This window comes from Zobellia russellii (assembly GCF_018728565.1).
In the GTDB taxonomy this organism is placed as follows: domain Bacteria; phylum Bacteroidota; class Bacteroidia; order Flavobacteriales; family Flavobacteriaceae; genus Zobellia; species Zobellia russellii.
In genome coordinates this window covers 625,373-638,915 of sequence record NZ_JACSOI010000001.1, presented here as the reverse complement: position 1 = coordinate 638,915, position 13,543 = coordinate 625,373, and the positions used below count along the sequence as shown (strand labels likewise).

General features: G+C 39.6%; 13 protein-coding genes. 10 read left to right on the top strand and 3 right to left on the bottom strand.

What is annotated here, in order from left to right; all coding sequences use genetic code 11:
- Positions 1 to 98: 98 nt before the first annotated feature.
- A complete protein-coding gene (locus H9565_RS02755) occupies positions 99 to 1,046 on the top strand; it encodes a carbohydrate kinase family protein (protein WP_215437212.1) in 948 nt (315 codons plus the stop codon).
- Positions 1,047 to 1,054: 8 nt separating this feature from the next.
- On the opposite strand, the gene H9565_RS02750 is transcribed toward H9565_RS02755, so the two are convergent.
- The 3 genes from H9565_RS02750 to H9565_RS02740 are packed head-to-tail and all read right to left on the bottom strand — an operon-like array spanning position 1,055 to position 3,830.
- Entirely contained in the window at positions 1,055 to 2,191 is a 1,137-nt protein-coding gene (locus H9565_RS02750; protein WP_215437210.1) for an ATP-binding protein, read from the bottom strand.
- The gene (locus H9565_RS02745) at positions 2,188 to 2,943 is read right to left on the bottom strand and encodes an SDR family NAD(P)-dependent oxidoreductase (RefSeq protein ID WP_215437208.1); all 756 of its coding nucleotides are present in this window, start codon (positions 2,941 to 2,943) and stop codon (positions 2,188 to 2,190) included. Before H9565_RS02745 ends, H9565_RS02750 begins: the two co-directional genes overlap by 4 nt.
- Before the next feature lie 11 nt (positions 2,944 to 2,954).
- Positions 2,955 to 3,830, bottom strand: a complete 876-nt coding sequence (locus H9565_RS02740) for an aldo/keto reductase (RefSeq protein ID WP_215437206.1) — start codon at positions 3,828 to 3,830, stop codon at positions 2,955 to 2,957.
- Positions 3,831 to 3,987: 157 nt separating this feature from the next.
- On the opposite strand from H9565_RS02740, the gene H9565_RS02735 reads away from it, so the two are divergent.
- The 9 genes from H9565_RS02735 (at position 3,988) to H9565_RS02695 (ending at position 13,506) form a co-directional block, all read left to right on the top strand.
- Positions 3,988 to 4,989, top strand: a complete 1,002-nt coding sequence (locus tag H9565_RS02735) for an AAA family ATPase (RefSeq protein WP_215437203.1) — start codon at positions 3,988 to 3,990, stop codon at positions 4,987 to 4,989.
- Positions 4,990 to 5,078: 89 nt separating this feature from the next.
- Positions 5,079 to 5,945: a DUF58 domain-containing protein gene (locus tag H9565_RS02730; protein WP_215437200.1), complete on the top strand. Its 867-nt coding sequence runs from the start codon at positions 5,079 to 5,081 to the stop codon at positions 5,943 to 5,945.
- On the top strand, positions 5,945 to 7,609 hold the full coding sequence (locus H9565_RS02725; RefSeq protein ID WP_246560224.1) for a BatD family protein: 1,665 nt from the start codon (positions 5,945 to 5,947) through the stop codon (positions 7,607 to 7,609). Before H9565_RS02730 ends, H9565_RS02725 begins: the two co-directional genes overlap by 1 nt.
- Complete coding sequence (locus H9565_RS02720) at positions 7,610 to 8,608, top strand: vWA domain-containing protein (protein WP_215437198.1); 999 nt, start codon at positions 7,610 to 7,612, stop codon at positions 8,606 to 8,608.
- A gap of 60 nt (positions 8,609 to 8,668) precedes the next feature.
- Entirely contained in the window at positions 8,669 to 9,715 is a 1,047-nt protein-coding gene (locus tag H9565_RS02715; RefSeq protein WP_215437196.1) for a VWA domain-containing protein, read from the top strand.
- Complete coding sequence (locus H9565_RS02710; protein ID WP_215437194.1) at positions 9,716 to 10,573, top strand: tetratricopeptide repeat protein; 858 nt, start codon at positions 9,716 to 9,718, stop codon at positions 10,571 to 10,573.
- 41 nt (positions 10,574 to 10,614) lie between these two features.
- Entirely contained in the window at positions 10,615 to 12,357 is a 1,743-nt protein-coding gene (locus H9565_RS02705; RefSeq protein ID WP_215438202.1) for a BatD family protein, read from the top strand.
- Positions 12,358 to 12,391: 34 nt separating this feature from the next.
- A complete protein-coding gene (locus H9565_RS02700) occupies positions 12,392 to 13,150 on the top strand; it encodes a tetratricopeptide repeat protein (protein WP_215437192.1) in 759 nt (252 codons plus the stop codon).
- A 59-nt stretch (positions 13,151 to 13,209) separates the two neighbouring features.
- A complete protein-coding gene (locus tag H9565_RS02695) occupies positions 13,210 to 13,506 on the top strand; it encodes a hypothetical protein (protein WP_215437191.1) in 297 nt (98 codons plus the stop codon).
- Positions 13,507 to 13,543 lie beyond the last annotated feature (37 nt).

Sequence of the window (13,543 nt, the reverse complement as noted above, 5' to 3'; positions counted from 1 at the left end):
ACTTTTTACTTAGAGAGTTAATTTAAGACTGGACCAGTATATTGTAAAGTGTAGTAATTGCATTTGTCAGCGCCAGTTTAATCAATCCATCGGAACCAATGAAAACCATATACTGCATAGGAGAGTTACTTATAGATTTTGTAGCCATAAAGCAAGGAAATGACCTTTCCAAAGCTAAAGAATTCACCAAAAAAGCTGGAGGTGCACCTGCGAACGTAGCCTGCGCCATTTCTAAACTAGGAGGTAAAGGTCAATTTATAGGTGCAGTGGGCAATGATCCTTTTGGAACATTCCTCTTGAATGTGCTCAAAGAAAACAGGGTTGACATTTCGCTAGTACAACGCTCCAAAACTTTTACGACTATGGCTTTTGTTTCATTAGCCGAAGATGGTGAACGCGACTTTGTTTTTAGCCGGGGCGCGGACAAAAAGCTAAAGTATGACTCCTCTTTAAAAAAGCAGCTAAAAGGTAATATTGCTCACTTTGGTGCGGCAACGGGGTTCTTAGGCGGTGGTCTTGAGGAATCCTATGACCGCTATTTATTTGATTCCATAACGCAAAATGCATTTATCAGTTTTGACCCTAATTTTAGGGAAGACCTTTGGAAAGGGGAAGAAGAAGCCTTTATCAAAAAATGCATGAGGTTCATTGAAAAATCCCATCTGTGTAAATTTAGTGAGGAAGAGGCTCAATTAATTTCAGGGGAGTCGGACTTGGAACGTGCCTGCAACGCTATACATGAAATAGGATGCCCTACCATATGTGTTACCTTGGGCGGGAACGGCACTTTAGTAAGTTCAGTAGACAACAAAACTACGGTAGAAAGCATAAGTGTATCGCCTGTTGACACTACTGGGGCCGGCGATGCTTTTATTGGTTGTCTCTTATACCAAATTGCCAATATAGGGGACCCTCACCTTATCCTATCGGATTATGATCAACTGGTAGAGATGGTATCAATTGCTAACAGGGCCGGTGCAATTACTACAACAGGTTATGGTGCTATTCCTTCTTTACCTGATTATGACACCGTTTTCAAGAATTGACCATTTTTTTAATTATACCTAACCTTTCTTAAGATTCTAAGAGCCTCTTTTACACCAAGATAGACCTTAGGGTAATTCTTTTTCAATAGTCTACGGGCCACCTCCATTTGCTCTTTGGCCTCTTCAAAACCGTTTAAATAACAGATGAGATAGCTATCTGGCAGATGTTTTAAATCTATTTTTTCAGAAGGTTTTAGCTCTATATTTTTCTGAATTTTACCCAGAAGGGCGTTATTGGCGTTCCAGATGTGGAATAGGTTTTTCTTATTGTACTTTGGAGGTTCAAAAATTAGGTCGCTTTCAATCTTATAAGTCCCATTATCAAAAAAATGGATCACTACTTTTTCCAATTGAAAATACCTCTGTTTGGCACCCAGCCCAAGCTGAACATACTCTATCATAGTAAACGAGTCATCGTTATAGGCAATACTAATTTCATCTAATGCCGAATAAAAAAGTTTTACCTGCTCGTTGATCAATTCAATATCTACCCGAGAAAAATAGACGTTATTTTTGACCGTTTTCTTATTTCCCGCCCAGCAGACTACAAATTGCTCTTTAAAAACTTTATAGTCACTATTCAGGTTTTTATGGCGGTTATTAATAAAATCTATTACCCCATCTAGTGTCAATTCTATATTGTTCCTTGCATGCTGCTCTATCGTTGCAACCGTGCTAGAATTTATATCTTGGAGCACTACACCGTATGCTTTTGGCATACTAATACTCCCTTCACGAAAGAAAACCATTCCGCCGTAATATTTCCAAATATTCTTGCGCAAGGCACACACCTTTCCGTTAGAAAGTATGGTAACCAGACCTACAACTTTACCTTCTCGCAAATTTGGAAAAGGAATATTCTCATAGGAAATTAACGGTGGGTTATCCAGATAAGCATTTACCAGGTTCTGAATCTTACTATCATCAAAAAAATCTACCCCAACAATTTTATTATCCTCGTCCTCTACTCCAATAACTATAAACGAATTGTTTTTAGGGTTGCTGTTCGCCAAGGCACAAACATGTTTTAAGAATTTTGCCTTACCCTCTTTCTCCCCAATAGAGATAAAACGCTTCTTGTCATAAAAACTGTTCTCGTCATTATGAGCTAGCAGATTTTTTACAAGGAGGCGTTTATTGATCATAACGACCTGTTCAATATAGTAGCCGATGCTTGCGCAGTGGGCATTACAATTAAATCTGCAATATTTACGTGATAAGGTCTAGTAACTACAAAGTGAATAATTTCGGCAATATCCGCTGCTTTTAATGGATCAAACCCATCGTAGACTGAATCTGCCTTAGCATCATCTCCTTTAAAGCGCACATTACTGAATTCCGTTTCTACGGCTCCCGGATTAACAGCCCCAACCTTGATCCCGTATGGATTAAGATCCATTCTCATTCCCTTGGTGAGCGCATCTACAGCATGTTTACTTGCACAATACACATTGCCTTTAGGATATACTTCCTTACCCGCAGTTGACCCGATATTTATAATGTGGCCAGACCTCTTATTTACCATTTGGGGAATGACAGCTTTGGAGACGTACAACAACCCCTTAACATTAATATCAAGCATAGCATCCCAGTCCTCAATATTTCCTTCATCAATAGGATCTAGACCATGCGCATTGCCAGCATTATTAATTAACACATCAATATTGGAAAATTTTTCCGGCAACGAAGCTATACGTTCAAGTACGGTGTCTTTATCGCGTACATCAAAATTAAGTGTTGCCACTTCACAATTTTTACTCAACTCAAATTCAAGAGCATCCAAACGTTCCTGTCTTCTTCCGCAAAGCACCAACTTAAACCCTTGAACGGCAAGAAGAATTGCCGTTGCACGGCCAATACCACTAGTGGCTCCTGTTATTAATACGGTCTTTTTCATAATATCTATTTTTAAGGAACTTCATAACCATTGGCGGCTTCCAAAAGAATAAACCAATCGGTTTTATCCATTTCAATCTTTGTTGCTTCTAAAGCTGCTGATAGTCTAGATTTGGTAGCTGTACCCACAACCGGGAATACGTTAGAAGGGTGCCTCATTACCCAGGCCAAAAGCAATTGGTCTTCTGTAGCTTCATACTTCTCCGACATAGGAATCATGGCCTTTTTTATCCGTTTAGAAACCTCATCATCTTTTCTGAAATAAGAACCCAAAGGACTGTAGGACATAGCCATTCTCTTATTGGCCAAAGCATCATCTAAGGTACCGTCATACATTACTTTGTTCTCTGTTAAGGAAAACTCTACTTGATTACCTTCTACAGGAATAACAGATTCTATGAGTGCAATTTGGGAAGTAAAGAAATTAGAAACCCCAAAACTTTTTACCTTACCTTGTTCCTTAAGTTTGGAAATAGCTTTGCCTATGGCTTCAGGGTGCATTAACGGGCTAGGCCTGTGCACCAAAAGCATGTCTAGATATTCGGTATTTAGTTTTTTAAGTGATTGTTCTGCGGACAAAATGATGTATTCCGTATCGTAATTGTAATGTTTTACATGGTTTTTTCGGGCCTCGGCATCCAATTGAATACCACATTTAGAAATAAATTGCACCTTTTCTCGGTCAATACCAGCCTCTTTGAATGCATTTCCAAAATCCTCTTCGGTAGTGTAACCCCCATATATATCGGCATGGTCAAAGGTTGTTATCCCATTTTCAACGCAGTGTGTCATTATATCGATCATACTGGATTTAGAAAAACCTTTGCCCCAACTGCCCCAAGTCATAGTTCCTGCTATAACTTTGGAATAAAAATTGTTCTTTTGCATAGAGCGGTTAAATTAAAAAGAAATCCCTTAAAAACTTCATAAAAATAGGGGTTCTCTATTTTTTTTAACCAATCGTTAACAGCCTAGCAGCTAATTAATTTTCAATTTGCATGCCTGTTTAATAACAACCGGCCCGAACCAAAATTTGTAACGAAATATGGAAGAAAATACTACGGTAGATATTAATGCGGTAAACGAAAAAATTGCACAGGAGAGTGCATTTATCGACCTATTAATATTAGAAATGAACAAAGTGATCGTTGGCCAAAAACACATGGTCGAAAGATTGCTTATTGGTTTACTAGGCAAAGGCCACATCTTGTTGGAAGGTGTTCCCGGTCTAGCAAAAACCTTGGCTATTAATACGCTCTCCAAAGCCGTTAAAGGTAGTTTTAGCAGAATTCAGTTTACACCGGACCTTTTACCTGCTGATGTAACGGGTACGCTTATCTATAACATGAAAGAGAACGATTTTTCTATTAAGAAAGGTCCGATTTTCGCAAATTTTGTCCTCGCGGATGAAATTAACCGTGCTCCCGCCAAAGTGCAATCCGCGCTTTTGGAGGCCATGCAGGAAAAACAAGTTACCATTGGTGATGAGACTTTTACTCTAGACAAACCGTTTTTGGTTATGGCAACACAAAACCCGGTAGAACAAGAAGGAACTTACCCTTTACCGGAAGCGCAGGTTGACCGTTTTATGCTAAAGACCGTTATTGACTACCCCAAACTGAACGAGGAGCAGATGATTATGCGCCAAAATCTACTGGGGGCTTATGACAAAGTAAACCCCGTAGTAAGCATAGAACAAATTCTAAGTGCCCAAAATGCCGTTCGTGAGGTGTATATGGACGAAAAAATAGAGAAATATATCCTTGATATAGTTTTTGCCACCAGGTACCCTGAAAAATATAACCTTGAAGATTTAAAACCATTAATTAGTTTTGGTGCTTCACCAAGGGGTAGTATAAATTTGGGCACCGCGGCAAAATGTTACGCGTTCATTAAAAGAAGGGGCTATGTAGTTCCTGAAGACGTTAGAGCTGTTGTTCACGATGTATTGCGCCACAGAATAGGTATTACTTATGAGGCGGAGGCAGAGAATATTACTTCCGAGGAAATCATCAACAAGATTGTTAACGAGATCGAAGTACCTTAAAAGGTGGGCGGTTGGCAGATGTTGTCGGTAGTAATTGACGTCTTGTCGCTACCACTGAAAACTGCTTGCTGAAAACTGTTTGCTGAGAAATGGATACTAAAGAGTTACTAAAAAAAGTACGGAAGATCGAGATTAAGACGCGCCGTCTGTCCGATCATATATTTGGCGGGGAATACCACTCTACGTTTAAAGGGCGCGGTATGACCTTTAGTGAGGTACGCCAGTACCAATTTGGCGATGATGTCCGTAATATTGACTGGAACGTTACCGCTCGCTACAATGAACCTTACATTAAAGTTTTTGAGGAAGAACGTGAGCTCACTATGATGCTCATGGTAGATGTAAGTGGGTCCGAACTTTTTGGAACAAGCAACCAATTCAAGAAAGACGTCATTACAGAAATATCGGCTACCTTGGCGTTTTCTGCAATGCAGAACAATGACAAGGCCGGTCTTATTCTTTTTTCCGATCAGATAGAACTTTACATTCCCCCTAAAAAAGGAAAGAGTCACGTACTTCGTATTATACGGGAGCTATTAGAGTTCAAGCCCAAAAGCAATAAGACCAATGTTGCCGAAGCCCTTAAGTTTCTCAGTAGCGTAATGAAGAAAAAGGCCATAGTTTTTGTACTATCGGATTTTATAGCGGAGGATTATGAGAAGACCCTGAAAATATCGGGCAATAAGCATGATCTTACAGGTATACGGGTCTACGACGAGCACGAAGAAAGCATCCCCAATTTAGGTATGGTGCAGATGCAAGATGCGGAAACGGGAAAAATAAGCCTCGTGAACACACAGTCTAAAAGTGTACGAAGGGCTTATGGGGCTTACTACCAGCAACGGGTAGATTATTTTCAGGAAACGTTTACCAAATCTGGCTGTGGTGTCCTAAGCTGTAGGGTAGATGAAAGTTATGTGAAAAAATTATTGGGTTATTTTAAGCGAAGAGGTTAATGCTAAAAAAATACTTTATAAACTCTAAAAACAATACTACATCGCTTTTAAAACGATGCTTTTTACTATGCGTTCTATGCATAGGTTTTTCTGCTTTTTCACAAACTAAACCCAAGGTCCACACCACTGTTGATACTACCTCTATTAAAATTGGTGAGCAGATAAAATTTACGGTTACAGTTGAAGCGGATACCACTGCACAGGTCATCTTTCCGGAAGGGCAAACCTTTTCCCCTTTAGAAACGGTAGAGGCGTTTGCTACGGATACCACACGTAAGAACGACCGTATGACCCTGCAGAAAATCTACGCTCTTACTCAGTTTGATTCCGGCTCGTACAAAGTACCTGCGCAGCGCATAGAAATTAACGGAGAAGGTTTCTTGACCGATTCTACCCAAGTGATAAACGTAGCCAACGTAGCCGTAGACACCTTAGCGCAAAAAATGTACGACATTAAACCGCTAATGGAGGTTGAAAAAAGCAACTCGCACCTGTGGAAAATCTTTTTAAGCATACTTCTTGTTCTATTGGTTATGGGAGCTTTGGTCTATTGGTTTTTCTTTAGAAAAAAACCGTTAACGGAGGAAGAAAAAGTAGCACTTCTACCCCCTTATGACCGGGCCATATTAGAGCTTAAAAACTTAGAAAAGTCTAAGTACCTTATTCAAGATGAGTATAAAGCCTATTACTCCGAACTAACGGATATTGTCCGCTCCTATCTAGAAGAAGATGTACATGTTTCTGCCTTAGAGAGTACCACGGACGAACTTATTACCAAACTGGAACTGTTGAGGGACGCTGGAGAGCTAAAAATAGACAACGATACACTTCAACAGTTCAAGCGCATTCTTCAGACTGCTGATTTAGTAAAGTTCGCAAAATCAAAACCGGATACCTCAGTAGCGGAACAACACCGCCAATCCATTGAGCAAATAGTTCATAAAACACACGAGGCCCTTCCCGAACCTACGGTTGAAGAATTAATGGAGCAGGAAGAATACAAAGAAGAACTCGAAAAGAAAAAGCAAAAGAAAAAGATTGTCTACGCCAGTTTAGCTATTGTTGGGGCACTTTTAATTGCAGGGATAGCAGCTACTGCCTATTATGGATTCACATATGTAAAAGACACCGTTTTGGGCCATCCTACAAAAGAATTACTGGAAGGGGATTGGGTATCCAGTTCCTACGGTTATCCTCCCATTAGCCTAGAAACACCCCAAGTTCTTAAAAGACAGGAGACCAAGCTTACACCAGATATGAAGGCCAACATAAAAGACCTTCAAATGTTCATGTATAGAAATGATGAAGGGTTTTTTACAGTGGGTACCACATCTACGACACTAACACAGGAAGTGGAACCTGAATTCAACAAATCTATTGAAGCTTTTATTCAGAACTTAGAAAAACAAGGGGCAAAAAATATCATAACCAAGCAAGAAGAATTTACCACGGTTACAGGTGTAAAGGGCATAAAAGTTTTTGGTAGCGGCAAGTTTCCTGTTCCGGAATCCAAAGAATTGGTAGACGGAGAGTATAGCATTTTGCTTTTTGGAGGCAAGGGTTTTCAACAGCAAATTATTATAAACTGGCTAGAAGGCGACACCTACGCTCAAGAAATAGTAGATAGAATTTTAGGCTCGGTAGAAGTAAAAACAGAATTATAGATGTTGGATAATATATCATTCGCAAATCCGGAATTTTTTTGGTTGCTATTACTGCTTCCACTGGCCGTGCTATGGTATTTTTACAAGCGTAAGGAACAGGTAGCCTCATTAAAAATACCTACGATAAAGGGCTTTGCGAATACCGGTTTTCTCCCAAAATTAAAGCCTTTGTTGTTTTTATTTCGGTTATTGGCCTTAACGGCTATAATCGTAGCGATGGCGAGACCACAAACCGAGGATATATCAACGCGAACAAAAACTACCAAGGGTATAGATATTGTTATGGCCATAGATGTCTCGTCCAGTATGTTGGCAAGGGATCTTAAGCCCAATCGCTTGGCCGCCCTAAAAGATGTTGCGGCAGAATTTATTAAGGAACGACCCAACGACCGTATTGGTTTGGTTGCCTACGCAGGAGAAGGTTACACCAAAACACCCATAACAAGCGACAAATCTATTGTTCTAAGAGCACTGCGTGAAATCACGTACGGCCAACTAAATGATGGTACCGCTATAGGTATGGGTCTGGCTACCTCGGTAAATCGTCTAAAAGAAAGCAAAGCATCCAGTAAGATCATTATTTTATTAACGGATGGGGTAAACAATTCCGGTTTTATTGAGCCGCAGACCGCTGCAGACCTTGCTATTGAATTTGGCATTAAAACCTACACCATTGGTTTGGGCACAAACGGCAATGCCCTTTCCCCCGTAGCTTATAACAGTGACGGTTCCTTTAGATATGGCATGCGACAGGTTGAAATTGACGAAGACCTCTTGAAAGATATTGCAAAAGTAACCGGAGGAAAGTATTTTAGAGCCACCGATAACGAAAAACTGGAGGCTATTTACGACGAAATAAACAAACTTGAAAAAACAGAAATAGAGGAGTTTAAATATTACAAATACGAAGAAAAATTTAGACCGTGGGTGCTTTTGGCAGGCGCGTTACTTCTATTGGAATGGCTCCTAAGAAATACGCTTTTCAGAAGTTTTATTTAAGAAATTTTTAGCGCAGTATTTCATAAACTTGTATTAGCTTCAAACCAGGAACAAAGCAGAATGATTCAATTAGACGAAAAAATATATTTCTATTTATTGGCCATAATACCGGTCATCATCGTCTTGTTTGTGCTTTTGCAACTTTGGAAAAAGCGCACGCAAAAGAAATTTGCCGAAACCCAACTGTTAAAACGCCTATCTCCGGACAAGTCCAATTTTAAATCCGGATTAAAACTCTTGTTCTTTTTGTTAGGCCTGGCCTTTCTTACTTTAGGATTGGTGAATCCTAAAATTGGCACGAAATTAGAAACCGTAAAAAGAGAAGGGGTAGATGTGGTATTTGCGGTAGATGTCTCTAAAAGTATGCTGGCCGAGGATATTGCGCCTAACCGTTTGGAAAAAGCAAAACGTTTGGTTTCGGAAATCATCAATCAATTGGCAAGTGACCGTATAGGTATTATAGCCTATGCTGGGCAAGCGTTTCCGCAATTGCCGATTACAACGGATTACGGCGCTGCTAAAATGTTCCTCCAGAGCATGAATACGGATATGCTTACCTCACAAGGAACCGCCATCAGCGAAGCCATTAATCTGGCCACAACGTATTATAATGATGAAGAACAAACTAACCGGGTGCTTTTTATACTATCGGATGGTGAAGACCACTCGGAAGGCGATGCAAAAGATGCCGTAGAAAAAGCGGTGGAAGAGGGTATTCGTATTTTCACGATTGGAGTGGGCAAGACCAAGGGCGCTCCCATTCCCATAAAGAGAAACGGGGTTGTAGAAAGTTTGAAAAAGGATTCGCAGGGCGAGGTGGTAATTACAAAATTGAACGAAGACGTTCTCATAGACATTGCGGAAGAAGGCAATGGTGAATATATTAACGGTGCCAATACAGATGAAGCGGTAGAATACATAAAGGACCAGCTTCTTCAAATGGACAAGAAAGAGTTTGAAGCCAAGCAGTTTGCTGAATTTAAAGACCAATTCCAATGGTTTTTGGGTATTGGGCTGTTGTTTTTGTTATTGGATATATTTGTTCTGGATAAGCGCACTAAGTGGTTTAAAAAACTGAATCTATTCAACGAAAAAGAAATAGAATAAATGAGAAATATAGTTTTCATATTGTTTTTTATCGGTTTCGTTTCTTTTGCGCAGGAAGAAGAAAAAGAACGCGAAAAGGCGCTTGATGAATCTAGAAATTTAACCTGGGAGGCAAACAAAGAGCTTTCCGAGGATAATTTTATAGATGCCGAAATAGATTACAGAAAGGCAATTGCCAAAAGTGACGAAAACTCAGCTGCTCCATACAATTTGGCTAATGCCTACTACAAAAAAGAGACGTATAGTGAAGCCTTTGGCCGCTATAAACAAGCAGGCGAACTGGCAACCAATAAGGCAGATAAACACCGTGCTTATCACAACATGGGCAATGTGTTCATGAAAAGAAAAGAATATCAAAAAGCGGTAGAAGCGTATAAAGAAGCCCTTCGCAACGATCCTAAAGATGAAGAAACGCGCTACAATCTAGCTTTGGCAAAAAAGATGCTCGAAAAGGAACAAGAGCAGAATGACCAAAACCAAGATAACAAAGACGACCAGGACAAGAACGAAGACCAAAAAGACGAAAACGAGGACAAAAAGGACGGCGACAATAAAGAAGAGAACCAAGACCAAGATAAAAAGGACGAAGGCGACCAAGGAGACGAAGGCGATAAGAACGAGGAAGAAAAAGACGAAAACAAAGAGGGCGAAGGCGATGAAAAGGAAGAAGAGAAAAAACAGCCTGACCAAGGCGATAAACCTCAAGAACAGCAACAACAACCTCGTCCTAACCAATTAAGCAAACAGCAAATCCAGAATCTTCTGGAAGCCATGCAGAACGAAGAGAAAAAAGTACAAGAAAAAATAGACGCCCAGAAAGTAAAAGGCGTTAAGGTTAAAAACGAAAAAGATTGGTAAAGACCAGTATACATAAAATCCTTTTGGCATTATTCTCTATAATGCTTGTTGTTTTTTCGGTAAGCGCGCAGGATGATGCGGCCATAACCTTTGAGATGAAACTTAGCAAAGAGAAGCTGGGTATAAATGAAAGATTACGGGTAGATTTTACCATGAACAAAGATGGTGACAACTTTAATCCGCCGGATTTTCAAGGTTTCAGGGTATTGATGGGGCCATCTCAATCTATAAGCTCCTCTTGGATCAATGGTGTTCGTAGCTATTCCAAAACCTATTCTTACACCTTGGCACCAACGACCAGGGGCACCATGACCATTAAGCAGGCTACCATCGTTATTGATGGCAAAACTTATAAATCCTTACCAAAGGATGTTGAAGTTACAGCTGCCGTAGATAAGCCTAGCGATCAAATGACGGTAGATGACGTAGCAGACGAAAGCCTTCACTTAGTCGCAGAGGTTTCCAAAACGGACCCTTACCTAAACGAAGGTTTGAGCGTGGTTTACAAACTCTATGTGAGTCCGTCTATAAGTGTGTCCAATTACCAACCGCTAGACAACCCCAAGTACAATAACTTTTGGAGTCAAGATATTCCCGTTTCCAGACCGGTAGCCGAAAACGGCACCTATAAAGGAAAACCGTATAGATACGTTATACTAAAACGTGTGGTGCTCTATCCTCAGAAATCGGGCAAACTAGAAATAGAACCCCTGTCACTAGACGTTACGGTAGATGTACCTTCCAACAAAAGAGATTTCTTTGGAGGCCGGATTTATTCACAGACCAACAAAACGGTTTCGGCCGGTAAACGCACTATTAATGTAAAGCCATTACCGGAGAAAGGAAAACCTGTAAACTTTAGTGGAGCCGTTGGTAATTTTGATTTTTCGGTGAGCACAAGCAAAACAGTTTTAAACGCTTCCGAATCCTTGCAGGCAAAAGTTGAGGTTAGCGGTAAGGGAAACCTAAAACTCTTTCAATTGCCGGAGCCAAATCTACCAGGCTCACTTGAGGTGTACGAGCCGGAATTTAATGAGAACGTACGCACTACCCTATCGGGTTCACAGGGTAAGGTAAGCAACAGTTATACGATTGTACCTTCATTTAAAGGTAAATACCCTATTCCCGGTATATCCTTCACTTATTTTGACCCTAATGCAAAGTCCTATAAAACTATTACATCGGACGAGATTGTAATCAATGTAAAAGAAGGCCCTACAAACTCTAGTATTGGTAGCACACCTACGAACGGAACCAGTAACAAACAGGTAGTAACCGTAGGAAATCAATTTAACTTCTTAAAACTGAGTCCTAATTTAACCCCTATTGGTTCTAGCACCTTTTTTGGCACAAGAAATTACTATCTGTGGTTGTTATTACCAATATTACTCATACCCTTAGCCATACTACTTGGCAAAAAACGGGACGCAATTGCGAGTGATGTGGTGGGCAATAAAGTGAGAAAGGCAAATAGATTAGCAAGAAAGTATCTTTCTAAAGCAAAAAAGGAACTGGGTAACAAAGAAGGATTTTATATTGCCTTGGAAAAAGCGTTGCACAATTATTTAAAAGCAAAACTAAAAATAGAAACTTCGGAATTCAGCAAGGATAAAATAGCATCCCTCTTGAATGACAAACAGGTTGATAGTACCACCAACGAAGGATTTATTTCTTTGCTTAAAAATTGTGAAATGGCACGTTACAGTCCTTTTTCGGAAGTACAAATGCAACAGGATTATGACAAAGCCAGTGAAGTAATATCATATTTGGACAAGCAACTTTAAAAAAATAGAACTAATTCAATTTGAAAATCACGAAGTGAAAAACATACTCTTCATATTTGTTTCCTTTCTTACCCTAACGGTTTCCGGCCAGAACAACGCTTTGTTCGATAAGGCCACGGAAGCTTATAATGTAGGCGAATACCAGAAGGCAGTAGACAGCTATTTGGAGATTTTGGAAAACGGTGAACATTCCGCAGAGTTATATTACAACTTGGGCAATGCCTACTACAAGCTTAACCAAGTTGCCCCAAGTATCTATTATTATGAAAAGGCACTTTTGCTGAAACCGAACGATAGCGAAATAAAGAACAATTTGGGGTATGCCCAAAACATGACTTTAGATGCCATTGATGAAATGCCTACCACAGGACTTTCTAAAATTTACGACAGTATTATTGGCACCTTAAGCTATGACCAATGGGCCTATGTCTCCATTGTGTTCATGATTCTTTTTGTGCTGTTGTATATTGCCTTCTATTATTACAATTATTCATCCAAAAAGCGACTTGCATTTATTTTTAGTATAATCTCGCTTTTGATTATGGTAACTTCCGTAATCTTTGCTTTTCTTCAGCATAACAAATTTAAAGCAGACCAACCTGCTATAGTCTTTGCCAAAGAAGCTAGCGTTAAAGCGGAACCCAATAAAAGAGGACTTGAAACTTTTGCACTCCATGAAGGCACAAAAGTTAATGTTTTAGAAGAACTGAACGATTGGAAAAAAATTCGCATTTCCGATGGCACTACAGGGTGGATTTCTGCAGATGACATAAAAATTCTCAAAGATTTTTAATATTTTCTTAACGAGGATTTAAATGGTTGGTGTTATATTTGCATTTGTTACAAACTTTTATGAAAATTTTCGCTCGTTTTCTGTTACTTTCTTTATGGCTATTTGCCATAATGGCTCCGAGTGTCATAACTTTAATGGATGTTGATAACCCCATTATTATAACAAACCTTAATGAAGAGGAGCAACAAGAAACGGTCAAAAAATCTCCCTTAGAGGAAAAATTCGTAAACGACAGTCACTTTGACTTCTCATTAATAGCGCTGTCAGAACAAGATACTATGGGCCATTATTATACGATGGGCTATATAGATTTCACACTTGAAATCCTACTCCCTCCACCTGAACATATAGGATAATATTTTTCAGACATTGTATTCTATTATCTAAAACTTG